Origin of the sequence: Acinetobacter sp. 742879 (assembly GCF_000588535.1) — a bacterium.
In the GTDB taxonomy this organism is placed as follows: Bacteria; Pseudomonadota; Gammaproteobacteria; order Pseudomonadales; family Moraxellaceae; genus Acinetobacter; species Acinetobacter pittii.
Genome location: NZ_JFYC01000001.1, coordinates 346,264 through 365,094, shown reverse-complemented (window position 1 = coordinate 365,094; position 18,831 = coordinate 346,264). Strand labels below are relative to the sequence as shown.

The 18,831-nt window shown below is 38.1% G+C and carries 23 protein-coding genes and 1 pseudogene; all 24 read right to left on the bottom strand.

What is annotated here, in order from left to right; translation table 11 throughout:
* Window positions 1-107 precede the first annotated feature (107 nt).
* A complete protein-coding gene (gene cmk / locus J690_RS06555; RefSeq protein ID WP_032034876.1) occupies window positions 108-788 on the bottom strand; it encodes a (d)CMP kinase in 681 nt (226 codons plus the stop codon).
* A 10-nt stretch (window positions 789-798) separates the two neighbouring features.
* Window positions 799-1,239: an SRPBCC family protein gene (locus tag J690_RS06550; protein ID WP_014206600.1), complete on the bottom strand. Its 441-nt coding sequence runs from the start codon at window positions 1,237-1,239 to the stop codon at window positions 799-801.
* Between the two features lie 70 nt (window positions 1,240-1,309).
* A pseudogene (tadA, locus tag J690_RS06545) lies at window positions 1,310-1,811 on the bottom strand (tRNA adenosine(34) deaminase TadA).
* A 5-nt stretch (window positions 1,812-1,816) separates the two neighbouring features.
* Window positions 1,817-2,941: an enoyl-CoA hydratase/isomerase family protein gene (locus tag J690_RS06540; RefSeq protein WP_081405078.1), complete on the bottom strand. Its 1,125-nt coding sequence runs from the start codon at window positions 2,939-2,941 to the stop codon at window positions 1,817-1,819.
* The gene (gene ung, locus J690_RS06535; RefSeq protein WP_005069527.1) at window positions 2,938-3,651 is read right to left on the bottom strand and encodes a uracil-DNA glycosylase; all 714 of its coding nucleotides are present in this window, start codon (window positions 3,649-3,651) and stop codon (window positions 2,938-2,940) included. The genes J690_RS06540 and ung overlap by 4 nt, the downstream gene beginning before the upstream one ends.
* A gap of 53 nt (window positions 3,652-3,704) precedes the next feature.
* Window positions 3,705-4,301, bottom strand: coding sequence for a 6-pyruvoyl trahydropterin synthase family protein (locus J690_RS06530; RefSeq protein ID WP_002121363.1), 597 nt, complete (start codon window positions 4,299-4,301; stop codon window positions 3,705-3,707).
* A 228-nt stretch (window positions 4,302-4,529) separates the two neighbouring features.
* A complete protein-coding gene (gene gspK / locus J690_RS06525) occupies window positions 4,530-5,489 on the bottom strand; it encodes a type II secretion system minor pseudopilin GspK (protein WP_032034871.1) in 960 nt (319 codons plus the stop codon).
* Window positions 5,490-6,305: a type II secretion system minor pseudopilin GspJ gene (gene gspJ / locus J690_RS06520; RefSeq protein ID WP_032034869.1), complete on the bottom strand. Its 816-nt coding sequence runs from the start codon at window positions 6,303-6,305 to the stop codon at window positions 5,490-5,492.
* On the bottom strand, window positions 6,305-6,685 hold the full coding sequence (gene gspI / locus J690_RS06515) for a type II secretion system minor pseudopilin GspI (protein ID WP_002121425.1): 381 nt from the start codon (window positions 6,683-6,685) through the stop codon (window positions 6,305-6,307). Before gspI ends, gspJ begins: the two co-directional genes overlap by 1 nt.
* Complete coding sequence (locus J690_RS06510; RefSeq protein ID WP_002121405.1) at window positions 6,675-7,229, bottom strand: type II secretion system protein; 555 nt, start codon at window positions 7,227-7,229, stop codon at window positions 6,675-6,677. Before J690_RS06510 ends, gspI begins: the two co-directional genes overlap by 11 nt.
* 6 nt (window positions 7,230-7,235) lie before the next feature.
* Complete coding sequence (locus J690_RS06505; RefSeq protein WP_005069536.1) at window positions 7,236-7,844, bottom strand: TetR/AcrR family transcriptional regulator; 609 nt, start codon at window positions 7,842-7,844, stop codon at window positions 7,236-7,238.
* Between the two features lie 36 nt (window positions 7,845-7,880).
* A complete protein-coding gene (locus J690_RS06500) occupies window positions 7,881-8,654 on the bottom strand; it encodes a TatD family hydrolase (protein ID WP_032034866.1) in 774 nt (257 codons plus the stop codon).
* Between the two features lie 17 nt (window positions 8,655-8,671).
* Complete coding sequence (locus J690_RS06495) at window positions 8,672-9,013, bottom strand: PilZ domain-containing protein (RefSeq protein WP_002121335.1); 342 nt, start codon at window positions 9,011-9,013, stop codon at window positions 8,672-8,674.
* Window positions 9,014-9,023: 10 nt separating this feature from the next.
* Entirely contained in the window at window positions 9,024-10,004 is a 981-nt protein-coding gene (locus J690_RS06490) for a DNA polymerase III subunit delta' (protein ID WP_032034864.1), read from the bottom strand.
* 13 nt (window positions 10,005-10,017) lie between these two features.
* Entirely contained in the window at window positions 10,018-10,779 is a 762-nt protein-coding gene (gene kdsB, locus J690_RS06485; protein ID WP_032034862.1) for a 3-deoxy-manno-octulosonate cytidylyltransferase, read from the bottom strand.
* A 9-nt stretch (window positions 10,780-10,788) separates the two neighbouring features.
* Window positions 10,789-11,799, bottom strand: coding sequence for a tetraacyldisaccharide 4'-kinase (gene lpxK, locus J690_RS06480; protein ID WP_032034859.1), 1,011 nt, complete (start codon window positions 11,797-11,799; stop codon window positions 10,789-10,791).
* Window positions 11,800-11,801: 2 nt separating this feature from the next.
* On the bottom strand, window positions 11,802-13,529 hold the full coding sequence (msbA, locus tag J690_RS06475) for a lipid A export permease/ATP-binding protein MsbA (RefSeq protein ID WP_032034856.1): 1,728 nt from the start codon (window positions 13,527-13,529) through the stop codon (window positions 11,802-11,804).
* Entirely contained in the window at window positions 13,526-13,954 is a 429-nt protein-coding gene (locus J690_RS06470; RefSeq protein ID WP_005069548.1) for an ExbD/TolR family protein, read from the bottom strand. The genes msbA and J690_RS06470 overlap by 4 nt, the downstream gene beginning before the upstream one ends.
* Window positions 13,955-13,969: 15 nt before the next feature.
* Window positions 13,970-14,605: a MotA/TolQ/ExbB proton channel family protein gene (locus tag J690_RS06465; RefSeq protein ID WP_032034854.1), complete on the bottom strand. Its 636-nt coding sequence runs from the start codon at window positions 14,603-14,605 to the stop codon at window positions 13,970-13,972.
* A gap of 50 nt (window positions 14,606-14,655) precedes the next feature.
* Window positions 14,656-15,543, bottom strand: a complete 888-nt coding sequence (locus J690_RS06460; protein WP_032034851.1) for a ParB/RepB/Spo0J family partition protein — start codon at window positions 15,541-15,543, stop codon at window positions 14,656-14,658.
* Complete coding sequence (locus J690_RS06455) at window positions 15,540-16,322, bottom strand: ParA family protein (RefSeq protein ID WP_002121458.1); 783 nt, start codon at window positions 16,320-16,322, stop codon at window positions 15,540-15,542. The genes J690_RS06460 and J690_RS06455 overlap by 4 nt, the downstream gene beginning before the upstream one ends.
* 21 nt (window positions 16,323-16,343) lie before the next feature.
* Window positions 16,344-16,976: a 16S rRNA (guanine(527)-N(7))-methyltransferase RsmG gene (gene rsmG, locus J690_RS06450; RefSeq protein WP_002121443.1), complete on the bottom strand. Its 633-nt coding sequence runs from the start codon at window positions 16,974-16,976 to the stop codon at window positions 16,344-16,346.
* Window positions 16,977-17,063: 87 nt separating this feature from the next.
* Window positions 17,064-17,753 carry an N-acetylmuramate alpha-1-phosphate uridylyltransferase MurU gene (gene murU, locus J690_RS06445; RefSeq protein WP_032034848.1) on the bottom strand — a complete coding sequence of 230 codons (690 nt, stop codon included), beginning with the start codon at window positions 17,751-17,753 and terminating at the stop codon, window positions 17,064-17,066.
* Window positions 17,753-18,766, bottom strand: coding sequence for an aminoglycoside phosphotransferase family protein (locus J690_RS06440; RefSeq protein WP_032034847.1), 1,014 nt, complete (start codon window positions 18,764-18,766; stop codon window positions 17,753-17,755). The genes murU and J690_RS06440 overlap by 1 nt, the downstream gene beginning before the upstream one ends.
* Between the last annotated feature and the right edge of the window lie 65 nt (window positions 18,767-18,831).

The window sequence follows — 18,831 nt, the reverse complement described above, 5'->3', positions numbered from 1 at the left end:
TACCTGATAAATTCAGCGGTCTTGGATCAGACAAGGCCGGTTTAGTTAAGTATCAACATAGTCTTTATAGACTGATCAAGCTATGCTTCAACTGATAATTCTATTTACTAAATAGTATGGCTATCGACATAATCAACCATTAACTTAAATACCTGATCGATCGTTAATTCCGAACTATCAATGATATAAGCATCTTTGGCTGGCTTGAGTGGAGCGACTTCTCGCTCCATATCTCTTTTGTCTCGTGCCTGTATATTAGCTAAAATGTCGTTTATTTTAGCATCTAGCCCCATACCCTGCAACTGTTTTACTCTTCGCTCAGCACGTGACTCAGCCGAAGCTGTCAGATAAATTTTGGCATTAGCTTCTGGAAAGATAGATGTTGCCATATCACGGCCATCTGCAACTAAACCAGGACTTTGCGCAAAAGCTCTTTGTCTTTCAAATAGTGCCTGTCTAAGCTCTGGAACCACTGCAACTTTTGAAGCGTACTCACCAACTCGCTCTGTACGGATTGTTTGAGATACATCTTCTCCATCCAAGAAGACCAAAATCCCTGAGGTAGATGTTTCAAATTTAATGTCCAGTTGACGTGCATATTGGATACACTCATCAAGCTGACTGTCTAATTTCTCTAATAAATCGTGTTTATGTAATGACAACCCTAATAAACGATATAAGGCACCCGAATCGAGTAAATGATATTGATAATGTGCTGCAAGTTTTGCGGCTAATGTTCCTTTACCCGAACCACTCGGACCATCAATAGTAATAATTTGAACTGTCATTGAACTCTCACTAAGAAGCAAATGCTTTAGCTAATCTCGAAAAGCCTAGTGTAATGGCTAGTTTTAGCTGTGCAAGGATTAATTTACTGACCACTGGCGCTTTTGCCGTTAACTCGATGCGGTATGTAACTAAGGTAATGTATGGAGTAATCTCAGAAAACTCGATTCTGCCTAAATGGTGTTTAATCAAAGGATTGTCTATTAATTTATACTCAATACTTTTATTTTCTTCCAACAATGTAATTTCTTCTTTAAGTGGCTTAATTGGACCAAATCCCATACGTCGAATTGAGCCTAAACCATCAGGTCTTTTAGAATCTGCGGAGTCTTTAACACGCACAACTTGTAAAGGTGCAAAAGCAGTATTGTAAGTTGAATGCTTAGAGAGCAAATTAAATACATCAGTAAGAGGAGCATTAAATTCTTTTTCTACGGTAATTACATTACGCATTGGATCGTCCTTATTAAATAGAATCATGACATTAAAACTGGGTTAGTTTGCCATAAGAGCATGTTAATTTTTAATCATTTAAGGACGTTTTGTTGTTTCTCTTGTTTCTTTTGCTCACGTCTTTGTTTAAAAAAATGGCTAAGCTGTTGAGCACATTTTTCTTGTAGACAACCATTCTGAAATGTAAACCTATGATTATAATAACCTTGCTGTAATAACTGACGTGCACTCACCAAAGAACCTGCTTTAGGTTCTGGCGTACCAAAAACTACATGTTTAATTCTTGCATGTACGAGCGCACCTACACACATAGTACATGGCTCAAGAGTGACATATAAAGTCGTATCTTCAGGTAATCGATAATTTTCTAAAGAGGAACACGCTGCACGGATAGCTTGAATTTCTGCATGTGCAGTTGGATCTAATAAAGTAATTGGAGCATTATAACCAGCTCCAATTACTCGATTTTGGCTCACCAGAACCGCGCCAACGGGGATCTCACCCTGCTGAGCAGCTAATTCAGCTTGCTCGTAAGCAAGCTGCATCCAGTATTCATCACTATATTCAGTCATTTATTTTAGGTGATCACACCGTGTTGTCTAAGTAAGGCATTCCAGCTATCAATTGAAGTTACTGGTGGACAATCAGCCAATATACCTCTCAAGCTTAGATCGTCACATGGTTTCCATTCAGGTGATAAATCTTTATCAACTAAGCGTGCACGAACACCTTCCACAAAGTCAGGATGACGGATTTTCCACTCAGAAATCTGAGCCTCTAGATCAAAGACCTCATCCCATGAGTGGATTTGTTTGCCCCATTGCCACAGTAACCAAGTAATTGCCGCGGTACTAGGAGATCCTTTTTGCAAATTCTCACTCGCTTGACGTAACCAATCACTGCTCGCATCACGCAAACTAACAATAGCTTGATAGTCTTGTTCAAAATTAAAACCACGGCAAACGCTATGAATTACATAAAGTGAGTTTTGCAATGGCCCTGCCGCAACAGGACGGTGCAAACTATTTAAAGTATCATCAATTGCTCGGAAATCCCCTGCAGGATAATGAGCCCAATTAATATTTAAAACTTTTTGCAAAACATTATCACGCTGAGCTTCACAAATATGTGTTGCCCAACCGATGCTATACGCCCCAGCAGCAGTCATGATTGAACCGGTTAAACCCGTAAACAAACCTATTGGACCACGATCTGCCAAGAAACGGCTCGCACCAACGTCAGGATATAAACCAATATTAATTTCAGGCATTGCTAAACGTGAATATGGCGTCACTAGACGGAATGGTGCAGCCATAAACAAGCCTAAACCACCGCCCATTACATAACCTTCTCCCCAAACCACAACCGGTTTAGCATAATTATGTAAAAGTAGATCTAAAGCATATTCCTGCTGGAAGAACTTATTTGCGGTATCGACTTCTTGATTTATAACAAGTTGGCGTAATTTTCTAACATCACCACCTGCACAAAAAGCTTTTGGTGTAGTTGAGTCTAACCAAATTGCTTTAACCTGTTCATCGTCACGGAAATCTTCAAATACACGCAATAATGCCGTTACGATTGATTCGTCTAAAGCATGTAACGATTTAGGACGATTCAATCGTACTATACGCCAGCCGTTTTTTGCTTCTTCAACCACCAAGTCCGGGTGATAGTTATTTACATTGGGAGAGTTCATCATGCGTCCAATTGCCAGTCTATGGGCTCAATGCCATGTTGTTTCAAATATTGATTTGTTTTTGAAAACACTTTGCATCCAAAAAACCCCCCTCTATTTGCAGCAAGAGGTGATGGATGTGCGGCTGTTAAAACCAAGTGTTTATCTCTATTTATACGTTGTCCTTTGCGCTGTGCATAAGCACCCCACAAAATAAATACTATATGTTGTCTCTGTTCATTTAGAACATCAATAACTTCATCAGTAAAGGCTTCCCAACCCTGCTTTTGATGTGAAGTCGGCTGTCCAGCCTCAACCGTAAGCACACTATTGAGTAAAAGCACGCCTTGCGTAGCCCATTTTGTTAAGTCACCATGGCGAGGAGCCGGAATACCCAAATCTGTATGTAATTCATGAAAAATATTGCGTAAAGATGGTGGTAATGCAATACCTTTTTGAACAGAGAAACTTAATCCATTCGCTTGATTTGGCCCGTGATATGGGTCTTGTCCTAAAATCACAACTTTCACATCAGCCAATGGTGTGGTATTTAAAGCATTAAAGATCTGTTTACTAGGTGGATATATTATTTTCTGAGCTTGTTTCTGTTGAAATAAGAAATCGCGCAAACTATCCATCTGAGGACTTAATAGAAAAGGTGCTAAAGATCTTTTCCAACTTTCTTCTAATTGAACTTTACTGAGTTTATCTTGCTGTTGCTCAGTTAATTGCATTAATGTCATCCTAGATCAATTTTCAATTCTACAAATAAAATAAGTAATTCGATTTATACTTCGACTTGCAAATCAACTTGAGGATTATTAAATTTAATCCCTTTTTTCAAGTCCTCATACATTTGTGGATTTGCCCACTCTATCTGAATTTGTTCTGAAAAAACAATTCCATCAAGACTTAAAATACCCATTTGTTCGTTTTGAATATCTTCAATAAAGCTTTGAGCATATCCAGTATCAGTCTCATGAACAATAACAGAATATACCTCAACGTCACCTTCCCCGTTTTGAGTGACTGTTGATTGTAAAACTTGCTGAGCTAGATAAAAGAAAATACGTGAAAACTGTTCAGCCGACGGTGAAACAGGTAAAGAAATCCAACGAGCACTAAAAGTCTGGCATGCATCAATATATTGAGAATCATCTTTTTCCCAAAAACAGATTGCGTGATCAAAGCTGTCGAATAGGTCTTTTATTACTCCTTTTAGGAGTCCAAAATCATAAACCATTTGCCCATGATCTAATTTCGAAGCTTTAAGCAATAACTCAACTTTATAGCTATGTCCATGAATTGATCGCTTACAACGATCTGATGTACAGTTACGTACAACATGTGCATTTTCAAACTTAAATAACTTACGAATTAACATGTGCCAAATCGATCATTCCTTCTAAGAACATTATTATAAAGCAAAAGACGAAAATTTCGCACCACTTTTCAATTAGAAACAATTAGCAAAAAGTATGATAAGACTGATGAAGAAATATTGAATATAAACATATAGAAAGTTTATATTTACTTTAATATTTAACTTCAGAAAAATTTATAATTACAAACTTCAAAAAACATCTAAAATAAATAAATCATAATTTTTCAATTAGTTAAAAGGCGCTATATTTCTAGAATATACATAAACCTGCTTATCACTGCGCATTAAAGCACTTGTAAACTGTCTTTTTCTATTATTCAACACAACCTCGATTTGTGCTTGAAAAAAGTTCGACTTCACATCTAAAAGGCTATTAACTTCAGTTTTCTTTTGCGCATCAACTGCTGAAAAAGCATTCAATTGCCATAATTCATCAATATTTTGAAAGAATTTTAAATTCTGTTGGCGTAATTGAAGTTCTTTTTCTATAGTCCCTAAATCTAATTTTTGATCAATACTCGCTAATACTAATGGTGATGCGGTATTAATATTCACTTTTGTATTTTCAGGTAATGCAGAAATGTATGGTGCGATTAAATCATATTTCTTGCCTTCGAAACCTCTTACCAATTTCAACTCTTCTATACGATGAAATTTAGCATTTGAAGCCAAATAGCCAGGGTCAAGTCCTTCATAATAGTTACTTTCTGCCCCCATAGGGCCGCTTGGTTCATCATCTGGATCTTGCCAATCAATAACTGCTTGACTTAACTCTGCTGGCAATCCTACACGCACAAGCAATCGCTCAAACCAATTTTTAGCAGCTTCGTTTACCTTGCCTTCATTGGTCGTTAAATTGTTTAGATTAAATTTTCCTGACTCATCTAGTAAGCGCCCCGATACGGCTCCATCTTCTATTGGGAAAGGTGGCATTGGCTGAGCCCAGCTTTCCTTTAAATGATCGATGCCACCAGCATTATTTGCATCTTGAATTAATAATTCAGAAAAAAAAGCTTCTGCACTTTTTGCATAGAGTAACGACTGATTTTGACGCATCAAATAACCCGTATTTTCCATCGTATTAGTTTGATGCTTTGCGATAGAGGCAGCTAAAATTGTAGCCAAAGCAACCATTATCAAAATTGTGAGTAACGCTACACCTTGCTGATTTTTTTTATAGAGTAACATTTATTGACCTCCCTGTTTGGAGAGCGATAAGTCACCTTGGTTTAAGCTATAAATCCACTCATAACTTACACCTGCAACCGTGAGTTGCATTTTTATTCCTTTTGGCAACTTCCTAAATTCATCAGGTTTTGTAGGGTCAATATTAACTTCAGGCCACTTTGTTACTTCTTGAGGTGTCAAAACCATAATTTGAAATTGTTCAACTTGGCTCAACAGCGTACTTGATAAAGGCTGCTCTCTATTTGAAGCATTTAAGTTACTATATTTTAGGCGATAAAGCTTTTTTTGATCAGGATCATATCGATATTCGATACGCTCAAAAGGTGATAATCCTTGCTTTAATGGATCAGTAACCCCCGCCTTACTAAAGCGAAGAACTTGATTATCAACTTCTAAAGCTGGACGCAATTGCCCGCCCTGATTAGCCGATAAAGGTATAATCTGCAATGTATCACGCAAAACTTGTTGATAAGCATCTTGTAATTCAAATAGCTGCACTTCATGTTGAGTATTACGATCGCGAACTTTTAATAAATAGTCAAAAACCTTCCAACCCAACAAAGATAGAATAGCAAAAATTGCAATTGCAACTAAAAGCTCAACTAAAGTAAATCCTGAGGCACGAGTTAATCGAGCACTGCTCGATCGTGTCGCAAGATGAGAAACTATGTTTCGAGTGTGAGAGTCTTTAAAGCGAAGCTTTGTCTGAGCGCAAGACGAAGAGCTTTGCTCGGAGTAACCCCTCATCATCTGCTCCGATCGTGCCGCAAGACGTGAAGCGGTGCTTGGATAGCGAAAACATTTATTCTTTATCATTATTTTGCTTTCATTGGATAATTAAAAAACACCAAGTGAGTAATACCATTTTGAACTTTGCCCTTATCAGAATCATATAAGCTAATTTGCAAATCAACTTTCTGAACATTCGGGCTAATTGTAGATTGTGCAGATTTGTCAATCTGCCATGTTTCGCCTTGAGAAGTAACTTGCTTACTTTGAGTACCTTCAAGCCATTCCTGATTTATCTCCATTAAAGCAATTTCATTCATTGCTACAAACTGAGCTTTTGTTCTAAGAATTGCATTTGAGGTAGATTGAGTATATTGCATGGCTACTTTAGTTAACGCGACAGCCGCTACTGCAAAAATTGCTAAAGCAACCATTACTTCTAATAGAGTAAAACCTTTAGATTTCATTTATTTTACCCAAATGATCAATTTGTATTTCTGAACCAATTGGTTTTTGTTCAAAGTAAAACTGTATTTTCACAGTTTTAGCTTCACCGTTACCGAACCAGATTAACTGGGGAGCCTGCCCTCCAATTAAATCGGTATTCGTAGCTTTTGAATAGTTTTGCTCATCTAAAGGTTGTATTGTAAACGATACATGTTTAGGCAACTGACGTGTATTAAACTCAGAATATTTCTGCCAGCGATTTTTTAAATCTTGGACCTGTAATTTACTCTGATCGTGATACTCATACAATTCATAAGAAAATGGTGAAACATCTGTTTCACTGAGAGTAGATAAAGCTAAAACACGAGACTGATCAAGCGACTCTTTACCAATCTTATGCATATCAAGCAAAAATAACTCTCTTGCTTGCATCGCTTTCTTTTGGTCAACCCCACCTATGTTGAGTACAACTAGAGAGGTCATAATCGTCATAATAACAATCACCACCATCACTTCTATGAGAGTAAAACCTTTTTGGGATTTAAGTGGTGATTGAGATTTCATATCGACCTAAGCATATTGCTCAACAGCTTGTTTAGGTAAGGCTAAAGCCTGATCAATATAAGCCACTCTTAAAGTGTCTCTTGAACCTAAATATCGTTGATAAAAACTTGAATTGAGAATAGCTGCCGCACCATGAGTTAATGACCAAATAGAAGCAAGATAATCTCGTGTAGGCATACTGCTTTGAATAGATTCTAAGTAGTGGTCTGTCATGCGAATGATAATTCGCAATCTTTGTTTACGCACTTGATAAAGTTCGTGAAAAAGATGATGTACGCCTTGAGCAGTGATTGAGAGTTTTTCCTCAATTTGATGGAATAAAACTGTTCGCTCAGGATGATGTAAATGATGCAACATGAAAAAGGCTAAATGTTCCGGAAAGGCCTTTTCAGTATCTTGAACCATTTCAAGTAACATACGCTCATTACGAATGATCAACAGCATGTACAACTCATCTTTACTTTGAAAGTGTTTGTACAAAGTTCCTTTTGCTAGATCAAGCTCAGCAGCCAAGACATCAAGTGTCATTCCGGCTTCGCCATTTTCTAGCAATAATTGTTCCGCAACCTGAAATATTAATACTTCTCTTGCTCGGAACTGAGCCTGACGATCCATCTTCACGCAATTACTCTCTTATATAGTTTCTATAACCTAAATCGCTTTTAGCAAGTTCTCAAAATTTTGTGAGGTGATCATTGCAATTTCCTCAACCGATTTATCATATACATCACTGAGCGCTTTGGCTACATAAGGCACATATTTTGGTTCATTTGTTTTACCACGATATGGGACAGGTGCTAAATACGGGCTATCTGTTTCAATTAAAAGGCGATCTAGTGGAACCTGTTTAGCTACATCGCGTAAATCTTGAGCATTTTTAAATGACACAATACCGGAAAAAGAAATGTAATAACCACAATCAAGCACAGCTTTAGCAGTTTCCCAATCTTCAGTAAAACAATGCAGAATCCCATGTGTTGAGTGTTCAGCACGGATAATATCTACCGTATCATGCTTTGCTGATCGGGTATGAACGACAACTGGTTTTTTTACAATTTTTGAAGCTTGAATATGTCTTGCAAAACACATCTTTTGCTCTTCAATAAAATCTGTACTGTGATAATAGTCCAGTCCAGTTTCACCTAAAGCCCATACTTTTTCTGATTGAGCCAATTCAACCAAATATTCAGTTGTTGCACGTGCCATTGTGTCCACATCCTCACAAGGGTGTACACCTACCGTATAACCAACATCTGCATGTTTCTTTGCAATCTCAGATAGTGCAATATGGTCATCGAGATCAACGGAAATTGCCATAAACTTAGACACTCCTTCTGCTCGCGCCGCTGCAAGCGCAAGGTCCAGATCACCGTTATAAGGCGTTAAATCTAACATCGTTAAATGGCAATGCGTATCAACAAACACTTTTCTTTCCTATTTAATTACATCGTATAACTTGGACGATCTAGAGACATACTACCAGCCAAAACTCGTTCTGCCTCAGTTTTATAGTAAATTCCCTTATCTCCGCTTAACTGAATAGCAAAACCTTGAGGTTTAAATCCACTTTGCTTATGGGAGATCCAGATTACCTTACCTGTTAGAGGAATTTTTTGAGACTGCTCAGGCAAAGTCGCTAAAATGAAAATTTCTTGTCCCATCTTTACCTTTTGTTTTGATGGTACGAATAGGCCTCCACCTTGCACATATCCCATATAGCTTGCTTGCAAAGTAGCTTTATCAGGAATATTTACCTGAATAATCCCCCCCATTTGCGGCTGCATAGTTTTCCCCTTAAATATTCATTAACGTTATAAATAATTGATCTATAATAAGTTGGCTTTGTACATTTTGCTCAACAAGCTTCTTTGCTTGCTGTAATTCACTATAAATATTAAATAAGCTTTCTAAATCATAATATGGGCTTAACTGATCAAAATCTAAATCAGTATTTTTCTGTGGTTGGTTTAGCTTGACACAAATTAAATCACCCAACAAGTATTCAAAAAGCATTATAAAATCATTAAAACTTAATTCTTTTTGCCATTTGCCTGAGAAAAATAAAGGCATATTTTTTTGAGCAACAATTTTAAGCCAATCATTTAAGAAAACTTGCCTTTTCGCAAACCAGTCACTTTGAGCAATTTCTATTGCTTGTAAAGGCATATCATTAGATAAGCCAAGCAGTAAATCAGGCTGTACTTCCGCAAGTTCAGATAAATGCTCATTCAAATAAGAAGTAGCTTGCTCATATGAAATACGATCTAAAGCGAAATGTTGCAATCGGCTACGAATAGTGGCCGGGAGTTTAAGATAGTGATCAGCTAATAAAATTAAAACAACACGCTCGCCTGGTTCTTCTAAAGTCTTTAGCAAAGCATTTGAAGATGCCAAATTAAGTGCTTCTGCAGGCTCAATCACAATAACGCGCCAACCTTCTCCCGTTTGTTGTACGAAAGGTAGTAAGTCACGAATCTTTTCTATTTTAATTTTTGCATTCTGTTTTTTATTTTCTTCATCCGTTGTGATATGAACATAATTGGGATGAGTGTCTGATTTTAACCATTGGCAACTACTACATTCACCACAAGGGCCCTGCGGCTGCTTATTTAAACAAAGTACCCATGCCAAAAACTGCTTAGCAAAAGCATGTTTTCCACAACCTTGCTTGCCGTAAAACAAGAGACCATGTCCAATATTGGGAAACCTTGTTGTCAAGGTGTCCCATGTTGTTTGCTGCCAAGGATAGATCTTTGAAGTTACATTCGGATTCATTAAAAATTAACGCTTATTCAAAAGATTCAACAGGCATACTATTTAAGCGATCAAGATCAGCTTGAGTGTCCACACCTGGTGGCAAATTGGCTTCGGCTACAGCAATTGCAATTCGATGACCATTTTCCAAAACACGTAATTGTTCAAGGCTCTCCAACTTTTCAAGCTTCCCCATATCCCATGTTACGTATTCTTGTAATAAGTTCACTCGATAAGCATATAAACCTAAATGACGAAATGCTTGTGAATGTAAAGTCGGTTCATCATGTTTAGCCCCATCTCGATCATAAGGAATGGTAGCCCGACTAAAATATAAAGCTTCATTTTGTTTAGACATGACTACTTTTACAATACTGTCACGCTGAAACTCATCTAAAGTATGAATCGGCTCACACAACGTCGACATTGAACAATTTGGTTTATCAACCAAAAGTTTTGCAACTTGCTGAACAAGTTGAGCTGGTAATAAAGGTTCATCACCTTGAACATTTACAATAATATCATCTGTATCCCAGCCCTTAATGCGAGCAACCTCACTTAAACGATCTGTACCTGAAGGATGATCCGCGCTGGTAAGAACTACATCAATTCCATCTGCACGGCAGATCTCAGCAATACGTTCGTCATCTGTTGCCACGCATAAATCATCAAAACCTTCGACTTTTTTTGCCTGATCCACTACACGTAAAATCATAGGACGATTATGAATAAGCAACAATGGTTTACCTGGCAAACGCGAACTTGAGAAGCGTGCTGGAATGACGATGTGTTTCATTTTTTCTTCCTAAGATAATTGAATATCAAGTTCTTGCAATTGCATTTTTAAAACCTGATAACACTGTGTAGACAGGACAGCTTTAACAGGAACTACCCAAATAGATTGTTTAAATTCAGGATGTTTTTCAAGTAATGGTAATAGTTTAACTGCATCTTTTTCAGTTGTAATAAGTGGCAGCTCGTCATTAAAAATTAAATCATTGATTGTGTAATCATGATGATCGCGAAATGCATGCTCTTGGAATTGCTTCAACCCTAGATCTTTAAGGGTTTGATAAAATCGTTGAGGAAAGCCAATACCAACTACAGCATGATAATTATTCTCAAGATTAAAGCTTGGTTTAGAATTAGATAAAGAGTTAAGTAAATATGGCTGTCCTGTCTCGAGATGCATGTTTAATTCTGTAGCAGGTTTATGAGCATGCTCAATCACTGTTCCTGTTTCTAAACGCTCCACAGGCTCGCGCAGATAGCCTTCAGGGAATAGTTTTTTATTCCCTAAACCACGATTTTGATCCAGAACAATCCACTCGATCTGTCGATCTAATGCCCAATGCTGCAACCCATCATCACTAATAATCAAATCTATTTCTGATGACTCAAGCAATAACTCTATTGCTGCCTGCCTATTAGGGCCTACTGCCATTGGTACACTTGTAGCCTGAACAATTAATGCTGGCTCATCCCCAGCTTGAGCTACTTGGCCGCCCGAGGTAACCAGCAGTGGAAAAGGACCATTACCCCCATATCCCCGACTAATTACCCCTACTTTTACATTATGCTGCTGTAGATAATTCACCAGTTGTATTAGCAAGGGAGTTTTTCCACTTCCACCTACTGTGATATTACCTATAACCATCACAGGTACGGGCGCTTTATAAATTTGCTTAAAACCTGAATTATAAAGATTACGATTTAGTAAAAACCCAGCCCGATACAAGCAAGACAATGGACGCAAAGCAATCAACCAACTCGATTGTTTATTCCATGCATTCTGGATCAGCTGGGCTAATGACATGCTTAGTTATCCTCGAAATTACGCTGATGTAATTGATAATAAGCACCATGTTTTGCGAGGAGTTCTTGATGAGTACCTTGTTCAACAATTTGTCCTTGATCCATCACTACAATACGGTCAGCATTCTCAATTGTTGATAAACGGTGAGCAATGACAATCGTAGTGCGGTCTTGCATCGCTTCATCAAATGCTTGCTGGATAAAATGTTCAGATTCATTATCAAGAGCACTTGTAGCTTCATCTAAAATTAATATTGGAGCATTCTTTAAAATTGCTCGAGCAATAGCAATTCGCTGACGCTGACCACCGGATAAGTTTAGGCCCTGTGCCCCTAAAACAGTATCGTAACCATTTGGTAAATTCATAATGAAGTCATGTGCATATGCAGCTTTTGCAGCGGCATGAATTTCCTCATCTGACGCGCCTTGCAACTGACCATACGCAATGTTTTCACGAACAGTACGATTAAATAATACAACTTGCTGATTTACCATTGCGATTTGGGTACGCAAACAAGAAAGATCAATGTCATTAATTGGCAAACCATCTAAGTAAATTTGCCCACTTGATACTTCTTGGAAACGTACCAACATATTAACTAATGAGCTTTTACCAGCGCCTGAACGCCCAACTAATGCTACAGTTTGACTAGGGAGAATATCTAAAGAAAAATCTTTAATAGCCTGTACGCCATCAGCATAATTTAATGCCACATGATCAAAACGAATCGCACCATTTAGTTTAGGTTTCAACTGACCATTATTTTGCTCTTCAGGCAAATCCAATAGTTCAAAAACAGAATGAGCTGCTGCTAAACCACGTTGTAACTTTTCATTAACGTCAGTTAAGTTTTTTACTGGTTTTGCTAATAGACCAGCAGCTGTGAGGTAAGCCACGAACTCACCAGCACTAGTATTACCTAAAATCTGTGGTCGTAAAGCTAACCATACAATAAGGGCCATCGCACAAGCCATTACTACCTGAACCACAGGGCTATTCAGGTTTTGTACAATTACCATTTTTAAACCGCGTTTTAAGTTTTCTTCCGATGACTTATAGAACCGTTCTTGTTCAGACTCTTCACCAGCAAAAGTTTTTACTACAGCATTACCATTGATACTCTCTTGAACAACGTGGTTCACGTCACCCATCGTATCTTGAACCTGTAATGAGAGTTTTCGCATACGTTTTGAAGCTTTACGCACCAATACACCAATTACAGGTAAAAATACAAAAATACATAGCGTAAGACGCCAATTGGTATAAAACAGGTAGCCTAACAGTCCCAGAGTAATCATCCCATCCCTAACAATGGTTCTTAATGACTCCGAAGAAGCTGCCGTTAGCTGCTCAACGTTATACATAATCTTGGCAGTAATATGGCCAGATGAATTATCTAGGTAATATTGTGCCGGTAATCTTAAAAGTTTGGCATAAACTTCTTGGCGAATACTAAAAACTAAACTACGTGAAATCACCGCAGTATAGTAACCTCCCATAAAAAGGCCTAAACCACGGAAAAAAACCAATAAAATAATTAATAGTGGGAACCAATCCAAATCACCTCTACTGCCATTTTGGATTGCATCAATAATAAATTTAATCAATTTAGCAACGGAGACTTCTGTTGCTGAGTTAATACCGAACCCGATAAGAACTAATAAGGCCACGCCCCAATAAGGTTTTAAATAGGCTATGAGACGCAAATAAACCTTAAAATCTTGATTCACTCAGAAAAACCTCTAGAAGGAACTTTGGTACTAATATTGATGTTAACAAAACCGAGTTGTCCTGCTACATCCATAACGCGAATTACATCCTGATGAGACGCTTTGGCATCCGCAGCAATGATGAACATAAAATCACGGCGCTCTTGAGCAACTTGCTTAATCGCAGTACTCAGATCAGCAACCTCTTTAGACGAAAGTGCCTGACCATTTACAGCATAATGACCAGAAGAGTCTACCACGACTTCAATTTTGTGATCGTACTGTTTTGGTGGAACACCTTGTGCATCTGGTAACGTTAAATTGAGGCGACTTGGCTGATTAAAAGTAGTCGATAGTAATAAAAAAACCAAAATGAACAACAAACAGTCAATCATAGGCGTTAAATTGATATGGATGTCTTCAACCTGAGAACGTTTAAATTTCATCTGGCTATTCACCCATCACCCAACACGACGATTTTCTGCTATAGACGAGGAACGTTTATAGAACAATGAGGCGTGAAATAAAGTCGATTGCTGCTCTAGTTCAGCAATATAATCTTGTACTAATCTTTGGAAATAGCGATAGGCAACTAAAGCAGGAATCGCAATTAACATTCCCACAGCTGTAGTAATAAGCGCTTTAGAAATACCCGGAATCATTAAACTCGGACTACCTGCCGATCCAAAATCAATCACAAGGAATGACTCAATAATCCCAACTACTGTACCAAGCAGCCCTAATAAAGGCGCCACAGCACTCAAAGTCCCCAAGAAATTAATATTTTTTTCTAAATAAGAAATTTCTTGAGAAGCGGCTACTTCCATTTGTGCACGTGCAAATTGCTCACCATGCTCACGATGATCAAAACCTGCTTTTAAAATGTGAGCCAATGCGCTGTTTTGCACATCTACATTTTGTTCCAAATTTTCCACAATATCTTCAGTTCTTAACGAACTATCATCAATTAATGCTTTGGGTAGAACTTGTGAACGTCTTAACCGAACAAAACGTTCAATGCTGATCGCAACAGTTAAAATTGAGCATAGAATTAAAGGCAGCATCAACCAGCCACCCGCTCTCACAAGTTCCCACATATCTTCTTCCCCAAGAATATAAAATTAGAAATATATGACCCAAATGTAAATTAATCAGGCAAACAAATATTTAAAATGCCATCTAACTCATCTAAGGTATGGTAATGAATAACAAGCTTACCCTTACCTTTTTGATTATGATCAATTTTCACATTAGCGCCAAAACGCTCTGATAATTTTTGTGTCAATTGTTCAATATCTGGTGCTACAGGTGCTTTTTCCTTCTCCTGCTTTGGCTCACTTCTATCACGCACCAATTGCTCTGTTTGACGAACAGATAGTCCTTTTTCAATTACGATTTTAGCAACGTCTAATTGATCTTTACCCTTTAACGTCAAGATAGCTCGAGCATGCCCCATATCAAGCTGGCCTTGCTGCATGAAATCTTTAATTTCATCCGCCAAACTCAACAAACGAAGTAAATTACTTACTGTAGTACGTGCTTTCCCTACTGTGTCAGCAATTTCTTGATGGCTCAAACCGAATTCATCATGAAAACGCTGCAAGGCTATAGCCTGATCAATCGGATTTAAATCTTGACGCTGAATATTCTCAATAAGTGCTAATGCAATGGCAACCTGATCATTTAAATCACGAACAATTGCAGGAATTTCAGTTAAACCCGCAAGTTGCGCTGCACGCCAGCGTCGTTCACCAGCAATGATTTCGTATGGATGTGATTCATCATCAACTGGACGAATTACAATAGGTTGCATCACTCCATGTTTTTCAATAGAAGATGCTAGCTCTTGCAAATCATGCTCATGAATAAAGCGACGTGGTTGATATTCACCACGTTTCAATAAATTTACATCAATTTGTTTCAACTGTCCGTGGTCAAGTGCCTGTGCTTCCAGCTGTAATTTTTCTTTTTGAATTGAACCAAGTAATGCATCTAAACCACGTCCTTTAGCCAATCCGCGTTTTTTGATGCTCATACTTTACTTCCTTTCTTCACTTTACTTTTCTTCAACATCTCAGCTGCAAGATTTAAGTATGCAACTGCACCTTTAGAACTTTTCTCAAAATAGATAACAGGCAAACCATGCGCCGGCGCTTCTGCTAAGCGAACATTACGTGGAACGACAGTATCATAAAGTTTTTTTCCGAAATACTGTTCTAACTCAGCAGATACATCACGTGTTAAAGCATTTCGTGCATCGTACATTGTACGTAATACGCCAATAATCTCTAAATCAGGATTTAATGCCTTTTGAATACGATCTATAGTCTGGGTTAAATCAGCTAAACCTTCTAGCGCATAATATTCGCATTGCATTGGAATGATTACACTATCTACAGCTGCTAAAGCATTGACAGTAATCAAACTCAAGCTTGGCGCACAATCCACAATGATAAAATCAAATGAGTTTCGGATTTCATTCAAAGCATTTTTTAGAATGAATTCACGGCCCTCTTGTTCTGCAATAGCAAGCTCAACACCGGAAAGTTCACGATTAGACCCTAAAACTTTATATCCGACTTCTGCTTTTTGAATGGCCGTTTCAATTGGTACTTCACCAAGTAGAACATCCGTAATGGAATACAAAAGATCGTTCTTTTGAATACCAGACCCCATCGTAGCATTACCTTGTGAATCCATATCTACAAGTAATACACGTTTCTTTAATACAGCTAGAGACGCTGCAAGATTTACTGCAGTCGTTGTTTTACCAACACCACCCTTTTGGTTTGCAATCGCAATAATTTGAGCCATGGTAACCCTAATACTTTTTATTTAAATACGTTGAAGTAAAAGTAAATGACGTTGTTCATCAAGTCTTGGTACGCGCAGCTCAATCACTTTACATGAAAAGTCCTGCTTAAGTTGCTCAATTTCCTCAACTGGCACAACTCCTTTCATTGCTGCAATTATACTGCTCTGATGCAAGTATGGCTGAGCTGCATCCACAAAATCCGTTAAAGAAGCAAAAGCGCGACTTGTAATCACATCAAATTGACCAAGCTCATCAATTGTATCTTGATTTTCAACACGTGTTTGCACGGCTACTACGTTTTTTAACTTAAGGTCAGCAATAAACTGTTTCAAAAAACGAATTTTCTTACCATTTGAATCAAGTAATACACATGAGCGTTCCGGCTGACATAAAGCAATGATCATGCCCGGCATACCACCACCTGTACCTACATCAAGCAAACGGCCTGTTGGCAAATCTTTCAAAATACTTAGGCTATCTAACAAATGCTTCACTAACATTTCTTTCGGATCACGAATCGCTGTTAGATTATAAGCTTTGTTCCAAAGTACCAAAGCATCTTGATACTTCAACAATAATGTCAAAGCTTCATCGCTAAGCGATAAACCTAATTTTTGACTACCCTGTTGTAACTCTTGAAAAAACGGATGCATAAACAGATAACATCTAAGTAAAATTTAAAACAAAGTATACCCATTTATGCATCGTGGAACACTAGTTAACGATTAGGGATTACACACTTAATCGTAGAAGCCTTCACGAATTTGCAAATCCAGCTCCATTAAACGCTCAGGCGTTCCCACATCTACCCATGCACCTTTAAGCTTTTCACCAGATATTTTCTGATTATGCATCGCTTGCTTCAATAGTGGAGCTAAAGGACGCTTACCCGCTTCCAATCCGTCAAAAAGTTTAGGATGAATAACAGATAGACCGCTAAAAGTGAGGTTTTCCCCCGTCACATCTTGATCGAATGTAAAAGCGCGCCCATCCAATAATGTAAAGTCGCCTTCAGGATGCTGTTTAGGGTTATCAACTAATACAAGATGGGCTAAATCATCATTTAACTTAATATGGCGGAGAGCTTCAAAATCCATTGTGGTCCATACATCTCCATTCACCAGAATAAACGGATCTGTTCCAAGCAGTGGCAAAGCATTAATAATTCCACCAGCTGTTTCTAGTCCTTCATCCTCTCGTGTCCAACGGATATCAACACCGAATTGAGAACCATCGCCTAAGCTACTGATGAGTTTATCTGCCAACCATGCAGAATTGATGACTATTTCAGTCACACCAATTTTCTTAAGTTTTTCAATATGCCACACAATTAGGGGCTTACCGCCTACCTCGAGTAAAGGCTTTGGTGTATATAGCGTAAGTGGACGCATACGATTGCCCAAGCCAGCAGCAAGAATCATTGCTTTCATTATGCTGCTACCTCATAGCTACCATATTTCTCGATAAATTTAGGCATCACGATGTTATTCATAAATACCATAAACTCTTCAAGCTCAGCGTAACCACGGCTTTCTTCAAGCAAATACCACATGACACGTGGTAAATCCTTCAAATAACCTGACTTACCATCGCGTTCAAACAAGCGAACAAAAATACCTAGAATTTTAATATGGCGTTGAATCGCCATTAAATCTGCATCACGTTTAAATTGATCAAAGCTACGGTTCTGTTTAGTCGACGCTGGTAACAGGTCATAAAACACTTTAAACCATTGATAAACACGATCAGCGTTCCATTGAACATATGCATCACGAGTAATCGAAATTAGGTCATATGTATCAGCGCCAATAACAGCATCTTGGAAGTCGATTACCCCTAATTCTTGCTCATCGGTAATTTTCATCAAATTTCGACTATGAAAATCTCGATGTACAATAACTTGCGGTTGGGCTAATGCAGCACGAGCCAAGAAGTCAAATGCATTATCAATCATTTTTTTCTGTTCAGCAGTCGGCTGAATAGAAAGCGATGGCAACATCCAATCTGTGAGTAGCTGCATTTCCGACATTAATTTTTCGTAAGAATAAGCTGGGAACTGATTGGTCCCGTCAATAGACTGCAAGTGAATAAGCTGCTTAAAACTTTGCTCGTAGTATTTATCAACTGTCTCATCAGTTAATAATGTCGATAAAAGTACATCACCAAAGTCTTCCAATAACAGAAAACCTTGAGTCAGATCTTTTGCGATAATCTGAGGCACACGTACGCCATGGCTCGCAAAAAACTCGTCAATGGTCACAAACGGAACACAGTCTTCTTTTTCTGGAGGGGCATCCATGAGCATATACGTTTTATTTTGTAACTGGATACGCGCATAACGGCGGAAGCTTGCATCACCTGCCAAAAAAGCGATCTTAAATTGATCATTTTCCAGAACAGATGTAAGCCATGTATATATCAATTGTTCACGTTGTGTATTCATTTGCAATAAAATCTAAAACAAGCTGAGATTTTTGAAGGGTTAAGTGTAGCCACTTATAAACTTTT